We start from the raw sequence: 19,769 nt of genomic DNA, 5'->3' as shown, positions 1-19,769 counted from the left end.
ATACGGTCAATTAGTCGCGAATAACTCTGTGGCTACAAACGAAAATGGTTCGTAAACCCTCTACACACCCCCCATTTAAAAGGCGTGCGAGGCATTTTTGTGTTGCCAAAAAGGCATTTTTAAAGTGACTAAAAAAAAATTTCTCGAATAGTTCAGTCATTTACCTGGATCGTGTGTTTTTTGTGGACTCAGTCATCTAACGTGGAAAGTGCTACTACGCTACACAATGGCGCACACCAGAGTTACCAATGCACACTTATGCTGCCGATAATCATCCATGCTGGGCAGCATAGGGATTGTGTCTTGCTTAAGCCTTGGCTGATTTGAATTTGAAAACCACAAGCTTTAAGCCGTCTAGGGCAACAATATGGTCAAAATAAACAACATTTTATGACCGAACAAATAACATTCCACTCACAAAACAACAATCAAAATTGACTTCGGCATAGATGCTGCGCCTTAAAAGGATTGTCGCCCGCCAGGGTTTTTCCTCTAGAGATGTCATTGCCATGCAACGAAGAACAAAAATCGTCGCCACTCTCGGCCCTGCAACGAGCACGCCGCAAGCCATCGAAGGTCTGATCGAAGCTGGCGTGGATGTGGTTCGCCTCAACTTCTCACATGGATCGGCACAGGATCACCTTGCTCGCGCCGAACTTGTTCGCTCGCTCGCAGCTAAACATGGAAGATTCGTTGCAGTTCTGGCCGACCTTCAAGGCCCCAAAATCCGCATTGCACGATTTGTGCAAGAGAAAGTGATCCTTACTAAAGGGCACTCATTCATTCTGGATGCAAACCTGGAACGCGACGCCGGTGACGTGACGCGGGTGGGCGTCGACTACAAGGCCCTGATCACCGACAGCCGCCCTGAAGACATCCTTCTATTGGATGACGGCCGTATCGAGCTTCGTGTGACGAAGGTCAACCCTACGTCCCTTTTCTGTGAAGTGATCGTTGGCGGGCCTCTGTCCAATAACAAAGGCATCAATCGCAAAGGCGGCGGTCTGTCCGCTTCTGCCTTGACAGAAAAAGACCGTGAAGACATCAAGACCGCCGCACTGATGCGCGCAGATTACTTGGCTGTTTCTTTTCCCCGAGACGCATCTGATATCAACCTTGCTCGAGAACTGCTTCGCGAAGCAGGTGGTGAGGCAGGGCTGATTGCCAAAATCGAACGCGCGGAAACTGTTCAAGACACTCGGATCCTGGACGCAATCATTGAGGCGTCCGAGGGCGTCATGGTGGCTCGGGGTGACCTCGGAGTCGAGATTGGAGATGCAGAACTCGTTGCAGTCCAAAAGCTCATTATTGACCGCGCCAGGACACTCAACCGGGTTGTGATCACAGCTACTCAAATGATGGAAACGATGATCACCCAGTCAATGCCGACACGTGCGGAGGTGTTCGACGTTGCTAACGCAGTATTGGATGGCACTGATGCGGTCATGCTTTCAGCAGAAACTGCTGCCGGCGCCTATCCCATCGAAACGGTGAAAGCGATGAATCGCGTCATTCTCGGCGCTGAAAAACACCCCCTTGCACATCGTTCTAAACATCGAGTCGATGAGATTTTTCACAAAATCGACGAATCCATCGCAATGTCCGCCATGTACGCGGCCAATCACCTGTATGGGGTCAAAGCGATCATTTGCATGACCGAAAGCGGTGATACCCCCCGGTTAATGTCACGTATCCGATCTCACCTGCCTATTTTTGCGTTCTCTCGCAACACCCGAACTCAGAACCGCGTTTCACTCTTCCGAGGAGTGAACACCATTCCATTCGACAGCGATTCATTCCCTCACGAAGAAGTAAACCGCCGTGCCGTCCAGGAGCTTTTGGATCGAGGCATTGTTGCAGAAGGAGATCATGTCCTGATCACCAAAGGTGACTACTCCAGCGCCCAGGGTGGGACGAATTCACTTCGCGTTGTACGCGTCGGCGATGCAATTCATTGAGGATGACCTGACTATGAAACAGCATTCCACCGACCCACTCGACTCATGGGAAACAACTCGACATCTCTGGCCACGCGACTTCGACATTCGCATCGAAAACGCCGAACAGCGAGAACTTCTGACTGCCGACAGCTCGCAAGACGCTTCAATTTTTCAAACAGGTGATGACGTCCGTGACCAACACTAACAGCACTATCAGATCAATCTCCGCCCGCGAAATCCTCGACTCTCGCGGTAATCCCACTGTTGAGGCAGTGGTAACACTTAACAATGGTGTAAGCGCAGTTGCCAGTGTTCCATCGGGGGCTTCGACAGGCAGTCGCGAAGCCTTGGAGCTACGTGACGGTGGCACACGGTATGGCGGCAAGGGTGTGGCGACAGCCGTATGGAACGTTAATAACCCGATTCAGAAATGCCTATTGGGTATGGATGTGCTGGATCAAACACGAATCGACCGCACGATGATTCTTCTCGATGGAACCGACAGTAAATCAGGCATGGGGGCCAATGCCATTCTTGCAGTATCGCTGGCGACTGCTCGGGCGGGTGCGGCATATCTCAACGTGCCGCTCTATCAATATCTAGCCAGCCTATATGGCCAGCCAGAGCAGTACACGATGCCAGTGCCAATGATGAATATCATCAACGGTGGAGAACACGCCGACAACAATATCGATATTCAGGAGTTCATGATCCAACCGGTAAGCGCCGGTAACTTCAAGGAGGCCCTGCGCATCGGTGCAGAAATTTTCCACGCGCTCAAACAAGTGCTGAACAGTAGAGGGCTCAGCACAGCTGTAGGTGACGAAGGTGGTTTTGCCCCTTCTCTCGCATCGAATGAAGAAGCTTTGATAGTGATCAAGGAGGCCGTCGAAAAGGCAGGTTATGTCTTGGGCAAGGACGTCACCCTGGCATTGGATTGTGCTGCATCCGAGTTCTACAGGGACGGTCGGTACGTACTCGCTGGCGAGGGCAAATCGTACAGCCCTGCTGAGTTCGCTGATTACTTGGCAGCACTTTGCGACAAGTATCCGATTGTCTCTATTGAGGACGGGATGGATGAGAGCGACTGGGCCGGTTGGGCTATCTTGACTGACAAGATCGGTGGGCGCGTTCAGTTGGTTGGTGATGACCTGTTCGTCACCAATACTAAAATTCTCGCAGAAGGTATCGAGAAAGGGATAGCGAACTCGATTCTGATCAAGTTCAACCAGATCGGAACGCTGACGGAAACATTTGAAGCCATCCGCATGGCGCAAGATGCAGGCTACACCGCCGTAATCTCCCACCGTTCAGGGGAAACCGAAGACACCACGATCGCGGATCTGGCTGTTGCCACGTCTGCTGGCCAAATCAAAACAGGATCTCTCTGCCGATCTGACCGTGTGGGCAAGTACAACCAGCTTTTGCGGATTGAGGAGGCGGAACAAAGCAATGCTCCTTACTCAGCAGATGCCCTTATCGCTCGACTGGAAACTGGAGGTCAGTGGTGAGAAAAAAACTTGTTATTGGCAATTGGAAAATGAATGGCGGTCGAGCGACAAATGCTCGGCTGTTAGCTGATGTCGTTTCGAGGGTCAGCGGTGCAGATGGTATTGATATCGCAGTCTGCGTGCCCTTCCCTTACCTCGGCAACACAAGCCAACACCTATTCGGCTGCAGAGTGGGTCTTGGCGCCCAAGATATCAATGAGCATGAAAGTGGTGCCTTCACGGGTGAGGTGAGCGGCTCAATGCTTATCGACTTTGACTGTCACTTTGTTCTGGTTGGACATTCCGAGCGTCGGGATTTGTTTGGCGAGACTAATGAACGCGTCGCTGCAAAGTTCGAGGCCGCTCTTAAATCCGGCCTTGAGCCCGTGCTGTGTGTGGGCGAGACCCTTGCTCAGAGAAACGCAGGACAAACCAACGAAGTGGTTTTTGAGCAGCTTCAGGCGGTCGTAGATAGGGTTGGTGTTTCGAGATTGCAAGATGGCGTAATTGCCTACGAACCAGTTTGGGCAATCGGCACCGGCGAAACGGCGTCGCCAGCGCAAGCCCAAGCGGTGCATCTGGCCCTACGCGACTACATTCGAGCATTGGATTCACAAACCGCAAATGACGTTCAGATTCTCTACGGTGGGAGTGTTAAAGCAGACAACGCGCTCAGCTTATTCAGCGAACCAGACATCGACGGCGGGTTGATAGGAGGTGCATCACTGGATGCCGACTCCTTCTCTGCCGTATGCCTTTCCGCCAAAGCCGCGTCCTGAGAAATTCCGATCATCGAGTTGCTCTACGACAGCCCCTAGGGCAACTACCCACATAGAGATTTGAAATGACTAACCAAACACTGACCAGCATATTTCCAGACGCAAAAAACATCCCTGAGCAGTTCAATGCTCCAGAGCCAATCCAACAGCGTGAATACCTAGTGAATGGTGCTTTGCAAGTATGGGGAGGCCCTCTAGCTCAAGTTCATAGTCCTATTTTTTTGACTGAGGGCGAAACCCGTCAACAAGTCATTCTTGGAAGTACCCCACTGCTCGATGCTGATACCGCCTTGGTCGCTTTGGATGCAGCTGTGCAGGCTTATGATAATGGGCAAGGTGCGTGGCCTCGCATGCGTGTAGCTGAACGTATCAGACACGTCGAATCATTCCTGGCCCGGATGCGCGAAAAACGTAGCGCGGTCGTGAATCTGCTGATGTGGGAAATCGGAAAGAACCTCAAAGACTCCGAGAAGGAGTTTGACCGCACCTGCGATTACATCGTCGACACCATCAACGCGCTCAAAAACCTAGATCGGCGCTCCAGTCGTTTTGAACTTGAACAGGACACCTTGGGCCACATCCGACGGGTACCTATTGGCGTGACCCTATGCATGGGGCCTTATAACTACCCACTCAACGAGACATTCACGACCCTCATTCCCGCATTAATCATGGGCAACACCGTTGTGTTCAAGCCTGCGAAGTTCGGCGTATTGCTCATCCGTCCTCTGCTTCAAGCATTCCGCGATAGCTTCCCCGCAGGCGTCATCAACGTGATCTACGGAAGTGGACGTGAAACCGTCGGCGCACTGATGGCTTCCGGCAAAGTAGATATTTTCGCATTCATCGGCACCAATAAAGGGGCCAGTGACCTAAAGAAACTGCATCCCCGTCCACACCGCCTACGAGCCGTACTGGGTCTTGACGCCAAAAACCCGGGAATCGTTTTGCCTCAGGTCGATATCGATAATGCTGTCAATGAAGCAGTCGCCGGCGCCTTGTCATTCAATGGCCAACGCTGCACCGCTTTGAAAATTCTGTTCGTCCACGAAGACATTGCCAATGAGTTCGTGGCGAAATTCAACAGCAAGGTCACTGTCTTGAAGTCTGGAATGCCATGGGAAGCAGGCGTCTCACTCACACCGCTGCCAGAGCCTGGCAAGACCCAATATCTCAGTAGCTTGGTCGAAGATGCGGTCGCAAAAGGTGCGAACGTCGTTAACGAAAACGGTGGGCAGTCGTGCGAAACATTCTTTTACCCAGCTGTTTTGTACCCGGTTTCGTCGAAAATGCGTGTCTATCAGGAAGAGCAGTTCGGGCCGGTAGTACCGATCGTGCCTTTCCGGGATATCAACACCGTGGTTGATTACGTGGTGCAATCGGACTTCGGCCAGCAGCTGAGTATCTTTGGCAACAACTCCAAAGAAGTGGCAAAGCTGATTGATATTTTTGCGAATCAGGTAGGGCGGATCAACATCAATGCCCAATGCCAACGAGGCCCCGATGCATTCCCGTTCAATGGCCGCAAAAACTCAGCAGAGGGTACACTTTCGGTTCACGACGCACTTCGTGTCTTTTCCATTCGTACTTTAGTGGCTGCAAAGTTCCAAGACAGCAACAAGAACTTGATCAGCGACATTCTGCGCAATCGTGAGTCGAGCTTCCTGACCACCGATTACATCTTTTAAGGTGGGATCATGACTACTCGCACACTGATTATTTTGGATGGCGTTGGCATAAGGAATGAGCTGGAGTCGAACGCGTTCGCCGCAGCAGAAACTCCGACTCTGGACGCGTTACTGAAGATGTACCCTAACAGCCAAATCGAAACATCGGGGTTAGCTGTAGGCCTGCCGTCAGGGCAGATGGGTAACTCTGAGGTTGGCCACATGAACCTGGGTGCCGGCAGGATCGTTTACCAAAGTCTCACACGCATCAATAAAGCCATTGAAGATGAGACACTGGCCGCAAATGAGCGCCTGAAGACCCTTATGAGTTCCACCGTTGGTCACAGAGGCGCGATCCATATCATGGGCTTGCTATCAGATGGAGGTGTCCACAGTCACATCGATCAAATAGCCGCCATGGCTAGAATTGTGGCCAAACACGGAATTGAACAATTCTACATTCATGCCTTTCTCGATGGGCGCGACACCCCTCCCAAGAGTGCAGCACACTTCATTGAGCAGATGGAGTCGGTTCTGCGCGATTGTGGCAAAGGGAGGATCGCCACAGTCATGGGTCGCTACTACGCGCTGGATAGGGACAACCGCTGGAGTCGTGTTGAGCTGGCTCACCAACTGGTTCTGGACGGTCAAGGAGAGTACCAGGCTAATACCGCCGCAGACGCTCTTATCGCCGCGTATGAACGAGGAGAGACAGACGAATTTGTGAAGCCCACAATCGTTGGCGAGTTAGCACCAATCCTGCCGGAAGACGCGGTAATTTTTATGAATTTCCGACCTGATCGCGCACGGGAGTTGACCCAGTCACTGATAAGCAAAGAGTTTGAACCGTTCGAACGTGCGCGTGTTCTTGCCGCTGAGTCGGTGCTTACGCTGACGCGCTACTCCGATGACATTTCATGCCCTTGCATTTTTGAAACTGAGCCTCTGCGCAACAGCCTGGGTGAATACTTGGCAGATCAAGGCAAACGTCAGCTGAGAATTGCAGAAACAGAAAAATACGCGCATGTGACCTTCTTCTTCAATGGTGGTCGTGAAGAGCCATTCAGCGGTGAAGATCGCATTCTCGTTCCTTCGCCAAATGTTGCATCCTACGACTTGCAGCCAGAGATGAGCGCGGTTGAACTTACAGTGAAACTGGTGGAGGCAATCAAAAGCAAAAAATTTGATCTGGTGGTATGCAACTACGCCAACGGGGATATGGTTGGTCACACTGGAAACTTCGATGCAGCAGTCCGCGCTGTCGAGGCGCTGGACACTTGCCTAGCTCACGTGACGCAGGCGACATTGGAGATCGATGGAGAGTGCCTGATCACAGCAGACCATGGGAACGTCGAGCAAATGCTCGACCCTGAATCTGGTCAAGCACATACCGCCCACACTCAAAATCCAGTGCCCCTGATTTTAGTCGGAAGAAACGCAGGGAAATTTGGACTTGAGAATGGGTCTCTGTGCGACATCGCTCCGACTCTGCTGGATATGATGGGTATACAGCAACCTATGGAAATGGAAGGATCGAGCCTTTTACGAAAGCATTCTTGAGGAGAGCTTTTGCTGGTAAAGAGGGCGATTTCCAGCAAAGCCGACGGCTTGGTCAAACCGTCGATTTTGCTCTTACAGCTGCCGTATTGAGGTGAACAGCTTCAGCCCCATATGTGAAGTTGCTCTGTGGTTTGGTCACCCGAATCTCATGCCATCAGCTATTTGCTCCTGGGCCATGCTCAGGAGCTTTTTTGGCGACCGTTACGCTTAGTAAAAAATTCCATGGCACTAGCTCGAAGCATCTCCTCATCCGAGTGTCCTTGAGTGCTGATAGCAAAGCCGGACAATAGCTTCCCGTTTGCCCCTCAGCTCCCACCACTCAGTGGACTGCTCACCCCTGTTTTTATAAGCACTCATTTCTCCAGTTGACCGATGAGCCAAGAGCGGCTTCTGTTTCTAATCTCGTCCCCAATTTCTCGAAGGGGCGGTTCTGCCCCCCCCCCCGAATCGGCGAATCATCAAGCCCCGTAAACGCCTCTCGTTCGAGCGAAGCATGGTCATTTTTCTATAGCCCCCTCTGACCATGCTCCTCTCCCGACTCCTCGACAAAGGGCACCCGGCAGGGTTGACGACCGAAGGAAACAAGATTAACTTTTGGGAAAGCAACTTTCCTACAGGGAATCTATATTTCCTATAATGGAATAGCTAAGCATCAACGACGACTCCGCATCATTTATTGCGGCTGGCTACCCCCCTGATCTGCGTAACAACCAAAAAACGGTAATGCTTCTCTGGATGGGCCCAAAAATGAAAAAGCGAAAATGTGCTTCAATCGATGCGGTTTCTTCCTCAACTGCTTCGATAACCAGCATCCGAACAAACGGTCTCAATATTGCTGTTACCGGGACAAAAATCCCCTTCGAATACTCAGATGGACAGACTTTCGTCACACCGACGATTTGCGATCAATCTCACCTAAAGACTACCCCCGCGCAGGATGAGGTAGCCTTATGACCCGCCTGTCAATCAATGGGGATCGCCTACAGCAGTCGCTTGAGGAGATTAATCAGATTGGTGCCACACCAGGTGGAGGGTGCTGCCGGCTGGCTCTCAGCGATGAGGATAAGCATGCCAGAGATCTTTTCGTCCAATGGTGCAAGGCCGCTGGTGCAGAGGTGAAAGTCGACTGCTTCGGCAACATCTTTGCAATTCGGCCAGGTCTGGGACCTAACAGGAAAGTCATCTTGACTGGCAGTCACCTAGACACCCAGCCACATGGCGGAAGGCTCGATGGTATCTATGGCGTACTTGCAGGTCTGGAAGTCCTCAGAACACTCCAGGAGAGCAACACCCAGACGGACTTCGACGTGGCTGTGGTGAACTGGACAAATGAAGAGGGGGTTCGCTTTCAGCCAGGCCTTACAGGCTCAAGTGGATTTACAGGCCAGCTGTCTCATGACGCTATCTGGGATTTGTCGAGCACGGAAGGCTCCACGTTCAAGTTCGACTTAATGCGTATTGGCTACTTCGGCGTCCCCATGAATGACCTGACGATAGGCGCGTACATTGAGACTCACATCGAGCAAGGGCCAATCCTTGAGGAGAAAGCTGTGTCGATTGGTGTAGTACAAGGGATTCAGGAAGTACGCTGGTTTGAGGTGACAGTCGAAGGAAGCGACCGTCATGCTGGCACCACTCCCATGCACTTACGCCAAGACTCTTTTGCGGCGGTCGCTGAGATGGTATCGACTCTGCGAACTATAGCCCTTTCGATGAATAAGGAACTTAGGTTCACGGTTGGACGGGTTCATGTCAGCCCTGGCTCACCTAATACGGTGCCTGGGCTGAGCTCCTTCACCATCGATCTGCGCCATCCAGAAAGCGATGTACTGGATACGTTCGTCAGCGAAATCGAAAGGGTCTTCGAAGAGGTCGATGCTCGACACGGCGTGCACTCGCAAATCAAGCAAACGATGCATGTCCCTGCCGTGCACTTCGATCAACACTGCGTTGAGGTCGTAAAGTCGTCGGCTATCAAGGCCGGCTTCTCATCCATACCTATCGTGAGTGGCGCGATGCATGACGCAAGCCGCGTTTCAGCAATCGCACCGACCGCAATGATTTTTGTGCCGTCGAGAGATGGCATTAGCCATCATGAGTCGGAGTGGACAGACCCTCAGCACCTTACCGCTGGAGGCCAGGTGCTCCTCGAGAGCATTCTGGCTCTAGCAGGTGAAAGACGTTAGCATCCCCGTAGAATTACTTAAAAAGAAAGCCGCCCAATGAGGGGATGCTGATGAGGCGGGACGGGATGAGCGATAAAGAAGCCACCTTCAAAGTTGGCGCCAAAATCAAACACACTCGGCAGCTCCAAGCGCGAAGCTTGAAAGAGGTTGCGTTGAAGGCTGAGGTGACAGAAGGCTACCTCTCGAAGATTGAAAATGGTATTGCGAGCCCGTCTCTTCCCATTTTACATCGCGTAGTTGCCGCACTTGGAATAAACATGGGGGATCTTTTCGCTAACCCAGATTTTCAGGGAAAGGTTCACGTTATACGAGCCGGCGAGCGCCCAATTTTAAAAACCGGACACAGGCGCTCAAGCAATAATGTTGAGCTAGAAAATCTTGTGCCATCAGGCCCAGGATATTTACTGCAGGTCAACATTCACGTCGTCCCTGCAAAGGGAGGAAGTAATGAGTCCATCTCTCACCTTGGACAGGAATTCGGACTCTTACTAGAAGGCGAACTAGAGCTCTTGGTTGAAGACGAGGTTCACTCTTTGGCGACTGGTGATTCCTTCTTCTTTAACTCAGCGCAAGGTCACCGATATCGAAACGTCTCTGACAAAACCTCAAGAATTTTGTGGGTCAACACGCCCGCGACGTTCTGATCGCCAGATTGCAAAGCTACAGTACCTACGCGCGACTCGTTTTTTGCTTTCATCCGCAACGGCTTTCGCCTTGCTCGGTGCCGATGACTTGGGACTGGGATCAATTTGCTTCACCCGTCAAACCGAACTCGAATCAAGCAGGAGAGCAAGCTGCCAGAGGGGCATCTCACGCTATCCAACGCACTAGAAAAGATTGCCTCCTGCAGGCTTCAGCCCATCGCATCTCTTAGGCGAGTCAACGCGCATGATGCCGGTGCCGACAGCGCCAGATGCTTGAAATCCACGTGATGGCTTCAACGCTTTAGTCATCTTGCGCAATGATCGTCACTCGCGCGGTTTACCGATCAAAAATATTCAAAACGCATTCATTCGGCAGTCGCCACAACCTGCTCAGGAAGAGTGCACGATCCATTTTTTTGGTACGGGCGCACCTTTTGATGACACTGGCAACCGACGTTCGCTACGAGGCTCCATCTCAGCCCTGTTATAATTTAGAGGTGCTCAGAACCAGAGCTGAAGGTTATCCCTAACGCAGCAGCGTCACATTGGTGGTTTCGAGCATCGCTCTGAAATGGGCACGTCTTTTGCTTTTGAATATGGAAATGGTTGGATGGGTAGGTTCAACACTACCACTCAAGAACGCCCACATCGCTCCTTCCGCGAAGAGCGCAGTCTTCGAGCCTCCAAATCTCTAGCCCTCAGGTGAGGTATTGATAATGCAGGGTCGGCTCGAACCCCCCGGGAGTAGGTCAAAGCTACTCACTAGCACTTCTACGGTGGGTAAATCTGGCGAAAATGCAAGCATGTCGATGAGCGAACGACTGCTCATGCTGCATACCTCCCCGACAAAGATTCCCGCTACTACACATGTGATTGTTTTAGCGGTGGAAGAGGCTCGAAAGCGAGGAATAGATCCTGCAGCGATCCTAGAAGGTGCACGCTTGCGCCTGGACGAACTGGATCTACCATCGACATTCATCACCCGAGAACAGGAGCTCAAGGTTTTCAGCAACCTCCAGCGACTCAGTGGAGACAAATCAGTCGGGTTAGAGATTGGTCAACGAGTTCATGTCTCGAGTTTCGGCATGCCTGGCTATACGATGCTCGTCAGTCAAAACCTTCGAGTAGCCTTAGCCTGTATGGAGGAGTTCCCCTTGGCTATGGGGCTTTATCATACTGTGCGAGTCAGAGAAGGTGAGACTCAGACGGCCGTTGTAATTAACAATTATGGCTACTCCTCCGACTTGGAGGTCATGACCACCGATATGTGTCTAGCTGCAGTGAAAACTGTAGTTGAAGACTTGATGGGATTTAGTACGCCTCCGTCCAGGGTAGCTGTACGTTACCCAGCGCCATCAACCGACCACACTCTGAAGAACAAAGCCTTTTACGGCTGCGAAGTGGAATATGGCGCATCTGAAAATGGAGTCTTCTTTCCTGCAAAAGTGTTCGAGAACAAGGCGCCGCTCGCGAATATGGTCAGTTTTCACGCGTTGTATGCTCAGTGCCAAGACTTAGAGCGTCAATGGGCAACAAAAGCGTCAGACGATTGCATTCTTCACGTCAAGCAGCTATTGCAAAGCGACCTTGTAACCTTCAGCTCCCTTTCTCGCGTATGCGAGAAGCTCTGCTTGACGGAACGAACGTTGCGTCGACGACTGGATCACCAGGGTAGCTCCTTCCAACATCTACTTGATCAGGTGAGGCATGATCGTGCATGCCTTCTGTTTGCAATTGAATCCAAAAGCATTTCAAGTATTGCTCAGGAGCTTGGCTACAGTGACACGGTGAGCTTTCGTCACGCTTTCCGACGCTGGACTGGGAAATCACCACGTGAGTACCGCAAAGGGCTGATTGATCGCTAAGTCGGCCATTTTCTCCGGTTGCGTCAATAACCGTATCCGTATTAGCTATAGCATGCTGAGGTAATCTCGAAATTATCCATGTGCCCGCCCCACCATTTCACTTGACCTGATGCGTGATCGCCGCTGCCGCAATCAGGCTACCTCCGCGCCCATCCCTCACACTCCACGGTCATTCGGGCGCCTGTTCAGGTGGTACATCGCTCGAACATCCAATGTCCGAAATTATCTCCTGTGATGTCCTGAATACCTCTCACGGGAAAGTCGCAACGTGCTCAGAATTGAGCTGAGCAAAGATTTTAGCTACGCATAAAATCAACTGGCGTCTTAGACCCAGACGCCGTCTCCAAACAAAAAAAGTAGGAGTCACTACTGTGAGAGAAGCAGCAGCTATCGATACAAAGCCCGGCATAATTCCCTATCCGGAGACCACGCCCACATCTCAATCAAGCGACAAACTCAAACGCGTTCTAGGTCTTCCATCCCTAGTGCTTTTCGGTTTGGCCTACATGATTCCCCTGACGGTATTCACCACTTACGGCCTGGTGACTACAGGCACCTCTGGACATTTGCCGTTAGCTTATATTGTTACGCTCATAGTTATGCTATTTACAGCTTACAGCTATGGCCGAATGGCAAGTAAGCATCCAATCGCTGGATCCGCATACTCATACGCCCGTATCGCCTTCGGAGGGAATGCAGGTTTTCTTGTCGGTTGGGCGCTGATGCTAGACTATCTGTTTATGCCGATGATTTGCTATTTAGTCATCAGTATCTACATGACGCCTTATTTCCCCGAAATACCATCAGCAGCATGGATAATTGGGTGCTTATTAACAGTTCTAGTTCTCAATATTCTTGGGATCAAGCTAGTAGCCAAGGTTAACTTGATACTGGTGGTAGCACAGATCGTATTTGTAGCAGTTTTTATTGCAATATCTTTGAAGACTGTATCTCAAAACCCACCTCCCTCTTTCACTTACCCCTTCTTCGACTCTGGCATTAACATTTCCGCCCTTCTCAGCGGCGCTGCAATTCTGTGCTTTTCGTTTCTGGGATTCGATGCGGTTTCGACCCTCTCAGAAGAGACAGTCAACCCAAAGCACAATATGCCAAAGGCAATTATGCTCTGCACCTTCGTCAGCGGATTACTGTATATAGCTATTTCTTACGTAGGTCATATTGTCTACCCCGATTGGCAGTCCCTCACAAACCCTGACTCGGCCAGCCTAGATGTCATGCAGCGCGCTGGCGGCCATTTTCTTTCCGCCTTCTTCACAGCGGTTTATGTAGCTGCATGCTTCGCATCCGCTATGGCTGCACAAGCTAGTGTGACACGCGTGCTTTATGCGATGGGGAGAGATGATGTTCTTCCGAAGCGCATATTCGGCTCGACTTGGAAGCGCTTCGGTACGCCGGCAATGGCGACCATAGTAGTTAGCTTGATATCGCTGACAGCTTTGGAGATCAGTCTGGAGCTGGCTACCACCATGATCAGTTTTGGCGCACTTGTTGGGTTCTCATTTGTAAACTTGTCGGTATGCAAGGTATTCCTTAGCGAACAGGAGAATCGTACTGCAATCGGTTATTTCCGATACGGTGTTCTTCCTGCTATCGGCCTGATTCTAACGCTATGGCTATGGACTAGCTTAACCCGCCAGTCATTTGAGGTAGGCCTGATCTGGCTAGGCATTGGCATAGTCTATTTACTATGGATAACCAAAGGCTTCACTAAAAAACTACCAAAGAGCCATTCCGAAAATATCTAACAGTTAGAAACCCCCGCTTACTCCTTGGCTCGCTCTGTCATAACGAGCGCTTAGGATAGCCTTGTCAAAAAAAGGTACTCTGCCATGAACGATATGAATATTGTTACTCCTCGCGAATCAAAAAGCTCTGCAGACACTGAACTTCAGACGTTAGCGAGAAAGCATCTATTGATGCACTTCACTCATAAAAGCGCCTATGAAGACGCGCCCCTGGCAGTCATTAGCCGTGGTGAAGGCGCTTGGCTCTGGGACGAGAAAGGCAACAAGTACATGGACGCGTTGGCGGGTCTTTTCTGTGTACAGATTGGCTACAGCCATGGCGAGGAAATCGGTGAAGCCGTGAAACGCCAAATGTGCGACCTACCTTATTACACCAACTGGGGATATGCCCATGAGCCGGCCATCCGGTTGGCCGCAAAAGTTGCCGAACTTGCACCTGAAGGTATGGATCGCGTTTTCTTCACTTCTAGCGGTTCCGAATCGAATGAGTCAGCAATCAAGCTAGTCCGTCAGTACCATCAGGCAAAGGGCGAACCAACTCGTACCAAGTTCATCGGTCGGCGAAGCGCTTACCATGGCGTGAGCTACGGCGCTCTGTCAGTGAACGGTATGACTAACTTCCGTAAAATCTTCGAACCGCTCGTCCCCGGCGCACGTCATGTATCAAACACCAAGCGTTATCGCCGTCCAGAGAACGAAACCGAACAACAGTTCACCCGTTTCCTGCTGGAAGAGCTCGACTCTTTGATTATCCAAGAAGGGCCAGATACCGTTGCCGGTGTATTCATGGAACCGATGCAAAGTGCTGGGGGTAGCCTCACTCCGCCTGCTGGTTACTTTGAAGGCGTACGCGAAATCTGTGATCGCCACGGCGTACTGCTGGTCGCGGATGAAGTGATCTGTGCTTTTGGTCGCCTGGGAGAATGGTTTGCCTCTACTCGATTCAACTTCAAACCCGATGTAATTACCTTTGCCAAGGGTATTGCATCTGGCCACGTACCGTTGGGCGGCATGATCACCTCTGACAAGGTTTTCAATACCGTCCTTAGCGGCCCACAGCAAATGTATTTGCACGGCCTTACTTACGGTGGCCACCCTGCTGCTTGTGCTGCAGCTTTGGCCAACTTGGAGATTATGGAGCGTCTGCAAGTCAACGAAAATGTCAGGAGTAATGAGGCATATTTCAAGGCTCGCTTATCCGAACTGCTTGACCATCCGTATGTCGGAGATCTGCGTGGTGCTGGCTACCATTACTCCCTGGAAATGGTATCCAGCAAAGAGAAGCGCTCTTGGACAGGCCCGACGAAAGCGATCGACTTCGTTCAGAAAAAACTCGCTCCGGCACTCGTCGCTGCTGGTGTCCTCTGCCGTAGTGCTGTTGACCATGAAGGCACTCCTCTAATTCAGATCTCTCCGCCTCTGATCCTGGATCGCAAAGAGATTGATTGGCTCGTTGATCAGTTGAAGGTCGTTCTGAACGAACAACTACGCTCTGACCTTTTCTCCTGACCGAACTCTCAATCACCAACGCCAGCCATATGGCTGGCGTTTCAGATACCACAAGGAGGCATCATGAGTATCAGCAGCCGCGCAGAGTGGGAAAAGCTCCTAAATACACTGCAGATTGAGGGCCGTGCCTTTATCGATGGGGAATATCTTGACGCTAAATTTGGCGAGACATTTGAGTGCTTGAGTCCTGTCGACGGCCGTTTCCTGGTCAACGTTGCCTGCACAGGTAGCGAAGACGCTGATATCGCGGTACGGGCCGCGCGCCGAGCATTCGAGTCCGGGATCTGGTGCGATATGTCACCATCTGAGCGTAAGCAAGTATTAATTCGTTTCGCCAATCTCATCGACGCCAATCTTGAAGAGCTTGCGCTACTCGAAAGCATGGACATGGGTAAACCCATCACCGATTCGATGACCTTGGATATCCCTGGGGCAGCTGAGGCTATTCGATGGAGCGCTGAGGCCATCGACAAGGTTTACGATGAAGTAGCTCCAACATCGAAAAACCAACTGTGTCTCGTGACACGCGAGCCTGCGGGTGTCGTAGCTGCCATAGTTCCATGGAACTTCCCACTGAAGATGGCTAGCTGGAAGCTTGGCCCAGCCTTGGCTGCTGGTAATTCAGTGATACTGAAACCATCGGAAAAATCCCCACTCACTGCTATTCGAATTGGACAACTAGCAAACGAAGCAGGGATACCTGCTGGAGTTTTCAACGTCTTACCCGGCTACGGTCACACAGTCGGCAAAGCATTGGGACTTCATTCGGACGTTGACGTCATCGCTTTCACCGGGTCAACGAAAGTTGCCAAGCAACTTCTGGGATACTCCGGCGCGTCCAACATGAAGCGTGTTTGGTTGGAGGCCGGGGGTAAAAGTCCGAACATCATTTTCGCCGATGCGCCCGATCTCGAAAAGGCAGCAAAGGCTGCGGCTCTTGGAATCGCCTTTAACCAAGGAGAGGTGTGCAATGCTGCCTCGCGACTGCTGGTGGAGGCGTCTATCAAGGACAAGTTCATGCCCCTGCTAATTGACGCACTGAAGGCTTGGAATCCAGGCCATGCACTTGAGCCTGACACGAAAGTAGGCGCAATGGTCGATTCACACCAATTAGAGGCTGTTTTGGGCTATATCGAGACAGGTCGGTCGGAAGGAGCAAAATTGATCATTGGCGGGAAACGCACACTTAACGAAACAGGTGGGAACTATCTAGAACCGACCATCTTCGACGACGTTTCGAACAGTATGCGAATTGCACAAGAGGAGATTTTCGGGCCCGTCCTGTCGGTCTTAACTTTTGAAGGGACTGAGGAAGCGATACGCATCGCAAACGACTCACCTTATGGGCTTGCGGCTGCGGTTTGGACAAGGGACATATCCAAAGCTCACAAAGCGGCAAGAGCTTTGCGTGCGGGAACCGTTGAAATCAATCAGTATTTTGGTGGCGATATGTCTACCCCTTTTGGCGGCTTCAAACAGTCTGGGAATGGTCGTGATAAGTCGCTGCATGCCTTTGACAAATACACCGAAGTAAAAGCGACCCTTATCGGGCTTTAGCGGTTCTGCGTGCACCATGGACATCGGGGAACATGGTGCCCTCCATAAAAAAGATCTTCAAAGCCTTATGCCGCTGGGCATGTCTGTACCAGCGTACAGCGACTTTCGTTAGGAACAAAAAATGAATAGCCCAAACGCTCTGCCATCTCTCTCCTTAATTACCGACGCGATCGCTTGGCGCAGAGAGTTTCATGCATTTCCCGAACTCGGCTATCGAGAGGAACGTACTGCTCAACGAGTCGCTGAACTGCTGAAATCGTTCGGCATGGACGTGTTCACTGGCATCGGCGGGACTGGCGTTGTTGCAACGCTAGAAAAGGGGCCGGGGCCTTCGATCGGTTTGCGGGCAGATATGGATGCGCTGCCGATGCAGGAGAAGGGAGAGATTGCACATCGGTCTAGCAATGTCGGATGCATGCATGCCTGTGGCCACGATGGTCATACCAGTATCCTACTAGCTACAGCTCGCCATCTGAGTGAAACACGCGGATTTGTAGGTAAAGTCCACTTCATTTTCCAGCCTGCTGAAGAGACAGGTGCCGGCGCTCGAAAAATGATCGAAGATGGACTCTTCGAGCGCTTTCCAATGGACTGCGTGTACGGATTGCACAATTGGCCTGGCATTCCCCAAGGCCAACTGCAAGTCAATCCGGGCGCCATGATGGCGTCACAAGACATGTTCGATATCACGCTGCATGGTAAGGGATGCCACGCGGCTATGCCTGATCGAGGGATAGATCCGGTTGTGGTTGCGAGCCAACTCGTGACCGCCCTGCAAAGCCTGATTTCTCGTCGCTTATCTCCACTGGATCCAGCAGTGATCAGCGTGACAGCAGTGGAAGCTGGGTCTGCCTACAATGTCATCCCTGACGTGGCCGTCCTTAAGGGAACTGTCCGCTGCTTACAGCCACGCGTTAGGGAGCATGTTCGTCAACTTATGGAAGAAATGGTAGATCACCTCCCACAAGCATTTGGCGTTACTGGCACCATGGACTATCGCCCTGGTTATCCCGTAACACAGAACAACCTAGAAGCTGCTACGAGAGTAGCCCTCGTTGCTAGGCAAATGCTGGGGCAAGACAGTGTCCGTTGGAATGCTCCCCCTTCGATGGCGACCGAAGACTTTTCTTTCATGCTGGAGGCTTGCCCCGGAGCTTACTTTTGGCTGGGTTCTGATTGTGAACAGCATTCAACCCCTCTTCATAATCCCTATTATGATTTCAATGATGGCCTCATTGCATTAGGGGTACGAATTTTCTCCGGCCTCGTTCACTCCCATTCTGAAGGCTATCAATAACCAACCAAGTTCCTGTACCTGCAGATATTTAAGCAAAATCCTCCGCCACTTGTACTTGCGCACCCATCAAAAACATGGTGACTTTCACAGCAATTTGAGCTTCTTGCTTACAACTGCAAACTGCACTTAGCCCTTAACTTCTATTACCCTTATCCAATGGAGCCCCTACGTGAAAATCAACGTCGAAGACTATTTTTTACCGCATACATTTGAACGCCTGAAAGAATTCGCAGACCAACATGAAACTCCATTTTTGATGATCGACAAACAAACAATAGGGAACGCCTATGACCAGTTAACAGCTTGCTTCCCTTTCGCAAAAATCCATTATGCGGTAAAGGCGAATCCAGCTACTGAAGTTATAGAACTGCTTCGCGATAAGGGTTCAAATTTTGATATCGCCTCCATCTATGAATTAGACAAGGTGATCAACGTCGGCGTAGATCCAGAGCGAATCAGTTACGGAAACACAATCAAGAAGGCACGTGACGTGAGGTACTTTTATGAAAAAGGAGTACGCTTATACGCCACAGATTCCGAAGCCGATCTACGTAACATCGCCAAGGCTGCACCAGGCTCAAAGATCTATGTACGCATACTTACCGAAGGCTCAACCTCAGCTGACTGGCCGCTGTCGCGTAAATTTGGCTGCAATCCAGATATGGCGCTGGATCTTTTTATACTCGCCAAGCAACTCGGCTTAGTACCCTACGGCGTATCGTTCCATGTAGGCAGCCAGCAACGTGACATCGACGTTTGGGACGCCGCTATATCTAAAGTCAAAGTAATTTTTGAGCGCTTAAAAGAAGAGGACGGAATTACCCTCAGAATGATCAATATGGGCGGTGGATTCCCGGCAAACTACCTCCAACGCACCAACAGCCTGGAGACTTACGCAGAAGAAATAATTCGTTTTTTGAAAGATGACTTCGGTGATGAATTGCCAGAAATTATTTTAGAGCCTGGTCGCTCGCTTGTTGCCAACGCCGGCATTTTGGTAAGTGAAGTGGTGCTGGTCGCACGCAAATCGCGCACATCTGTAGAGCGCTGGGTTTACACTGATGTTGGAAAATTTTCCGGACTAATTGAAACTACCGATGAATCAATAAAATTTCCTATCTGGGTAGAAAGCCAAGGGGAAGTCGAAGAGGTGGTAATAGCCGGCCCGACGTGTGATAGCGCCGATATAATGTACGAGCACTATAAGTATGGTCTTCCGTTGAATTTGGCCATCGAAGATAGGCTCTACTGGTTATCCACTGGAGCCTACACGACCAGTTACAGTTCGGTCGAGTTCAACGGATTCCCTTCACTCAAAACCTACTTCCTTTGAACTCAAACTCTGGCAAAGCCAATAAATTAATAGGCTAATTTAAATACTCTTTACGCGAGCGATTTACTCATCAGTCTACTGCCCTGCGCGCACCGGAGAAACCGAGGACGTGAATCCTGATATTTGGCTTCAGCTGAAGAGAAGCGATGGCAGCCCAACCCGTTAACCTTGATGCT

General features: G+C 51.0%; 13 protein-coding genes. All 13 read left to right on the top strand.

Annotation, left to right across the window (positions count from 1 at the left end):
• Positions 1 to 509 precede the first annotated feature (509 nt).
• The 13 genes from pyk (at position 510) to ACP7EW_RS14065 (ending at position 19,593) form a co-directional block, all read left to right on the top strand.
• Positions 510 to 1,958: a pyruvate kinase gene (gene pyk / locus ACP7EW_RS14125; protein ID WP_426218069.1), complete on the top strand. Its 1,449-nt coding sequence runs from the start codon at positions 510 to 512 to the stop codon at positions 1,956 to 1,958.
• Between the two features lie 173 nt (positions 1,959 to 2,131).
• Positions 2,132 to 3,451 carry a phosphopyruvate hydratase gene (gene eno, locus ACP7EW_RS14120; protein ID WP_426217739.1) on the top strand — a complete coding sequence of 440 codons (1,320 nt, stop codon included), beginning with the start codon at positions 2,132 to 2,134 and terminating at the stop codon, positions 3,449 to 3,451.
• Entirely contained in the window at positions 3,448 to 4,209 is a 762-nt protein-coding gene (gene tpiA, locus ACP7EW_RS14115) for a triose-phosphate isomerase (RefSeq protein WP_426217736.1), read from the top strand. The genes eno and tpiA overlap by 4 nt, the downstream gene beginning before the upstream one ends.
• Positions 4,210 to 4,274: 65 nt before the next feature.
• The gene (locus tag ACP7EW_RS14110) at positions 4,275 to 5,897 is read left to right on the top strand and encodes an NADP-dependent glyceraldehyde-3-phosphate dehydrogenase (protein ID WP_426217734.1); all 1,623 of its coding nucleotides are present in this window, start codon (positions 4,275 to 4,277) and stop codon (positions 5,895 to 5,897) included.
• 9 nt (positions 5,898 to 5,906) lie between these two features.
• Positions 5,907 to 7,436 carry a 2,3-bisphosphoglycerate-independent phosphoglycerate mutase gene (gene gpmI, locus ACP7EW_RS14105; protein ID WP_426217732.1) on the top strand — a complete coding sequence of 510 codons (1,530 nt, stop codon included), beginning with the start codon at positions 5,907 to 5,909 and terminating at the stop codon, positions 7,434 to 7,436.
• A 950-nt stretch (positions 7,437 to 8,386) separates the two neighbouring features.
• Entirely contained in the window at positions 8,387 to 9,622 is a 1,236-nt protein-coding gene (locus ACP7EW_RS14100; protein ID WP_426217730.1) for a M20 family metallo-hydrolase, read from the top strand.
• Positions 9,623 to 9,687: 65 nt separating this feature from the next.
• Positions 9,688 to 10,266 (top strand): helix-turn-helix domain-containing protein, encoded by a 579-nt coding sequence (locus tag ACP7EW_RS14095; protein WP_426217728.1) that lies wholly within the window; start codon positions 9,688 to 9,690, stop codon positions 10,264 to 10,266.
• Between the two features lie 809 nt (positions 10,267 to 11,075).
• Entirely contained in the window at positions 11,076 to 12,131 is a 1,056-nt protein-coding gene (locus tag ACP7EW_RS14090) for an AraC family transcriptional regulator (protein WP_426217726.1), read from the top strand.
• Between the two features lie 371 nt (positions 12,132 to 12,502).
• A complete protein-coding gene (locus ACP7EW_RS14085; protein ID WP_426217723.1) occupies positions 12,503 to 13,897 on the top strand; it encodes an APC family permease in 1,395 nt (464 codons plus the stop codon).
• A gap of 84 nt (positions 13,898 to 13,981) precedes the next feature.
• The gene (locus ACP7EW_RS14080; RefSeq protein ID WP_426217721.1) at positions 13,982 to 15,406 is read left to right on the top strand and encodes an aspartate aminotransferase family protein; all 1,425 of its coding nucleotides are present in this window, start codon (positions 13,982 to 13,984) and stop codon (positions 15,404 to 15,406) included.
• Between the two features lie 63 nt (positions 15,407 to 15,469).
• A complete protein-coding gene (locus tag ACP7EW_RS14075) occupies positions 15,470 to 16,963 on the top strand; it encodes an aldehyde dehydrogenase (protein ID WP_426217719.1) in 1,494 nt (497 codons plus the stop codon).
• A 121-nt stretch (positions 16,964 to 17,084) separates the two neighbouring features.
• Entirely contained in the window at positions 17,085 to 18,260 is a 1,176-nt protein-coding gene (locus tag ACP7EW_RS14070; RefSeq protein ID WP_426217717.1) for a M20 aminoacylase family protein, read from the top strand.
• A gap of 169 nt (positions 18,261 to 18,429) precedes the next feature.
• Positions 18,430 to 19,593, top strand: coding sequence for a type III PLP-dependent enzyme (locus ACP7EW_RS14065; protein ID WP_426217715.1), 1,164 nt, complete (start codon positions 18,430 to 18,432; stop codon positions 19,591 to 19,593).
• The last annotated feature ends 176 nt before the right edge of the window (positions 19,594 to 19,769 follow it).

It is taken from the genome of Pseudomonas sp. DWRC2-2 (genome assembly GCF_049897885.1).
Lineage (GTDB): Bacteria > Pseudomonadota > Gammaproteobacteria > Pseudomonadales > Pseudomonadaceae > Aquipseudomonas > Aquipseudomonas azotoformans_A.
This window is presented reverse-complemented; position numbering and strand designations above follow the sequence as displayed.

What these genes read in the sequence shown, in the direction of transcription:
- pyk (WP_426218069.1), top strand. Translation starts at nt 510, where the DNA reads ATGCAACGAAGAACAAAAATCGTCGCCACTCTCGGCCCTGCAACGAGC.
- ACP7EW_RS14100 (WP_426217730.1), top strand. Translation starts at nt 8,387, where the DNA reads ATGACCCGCCTGTCAATCAATGGGGATCGCCTACAGCAGTCGCTTGAG.
- ACP7EW_RS14080 (WP_426217721.1), top strand. Translation starts at nt 13,982, where the DNA reads ATGAACGATATGAATATTGTTACTCCTCGCGAATCAAAAAGCTCTGCA.
- ACP7EW_RS14070 (WP_426217717.1), top strand. Translation starts at nt 17,085, where the DNA reads ATGAATAGCCCAAACGCTCTGCCATCTCTCTCCTTAATTACCGACGCG.
- ACP7EW_RS14090 (WP_426217726.1), top strand. Translation starts at nt 11,076, where the DNA reads ATGAGCGAACGACTGCTCATGCTGCATACCTCCCCGACAAAGATTCCC.
- gpmI (WP_426217732.1), top strand. Translation starts at nt 5,907, where the DNA reads ATGACTACTCGCACACTGATTATTTTGGATGGCGTTGGCATAAGGAAT.
- ACP7EW_RS14110 (WP_426217734.1), top strand. Translation starts at nt 4,275, where the DNA reads ATGACTAACCAAACACTGACCAGCATATTTCCAGACGCAAAAAACATC.
- ACP7EW_RS14075 (WP_426217719.1), top strand. Translation starts at nt 15,470, where the DNA reads ATGAGTATCAGCAGCCGCGCAGAGTGGGAAAAGCTCCTAAATACACTG.
- ACP7EW_RS14095 (WP_426217728.1), top strand. Translation starts at nt 9,688, where the DNA reads ATGAGCGATAAAGAAGCCACCTTCAAAGTTGGCGCCAAAATCAAACAC.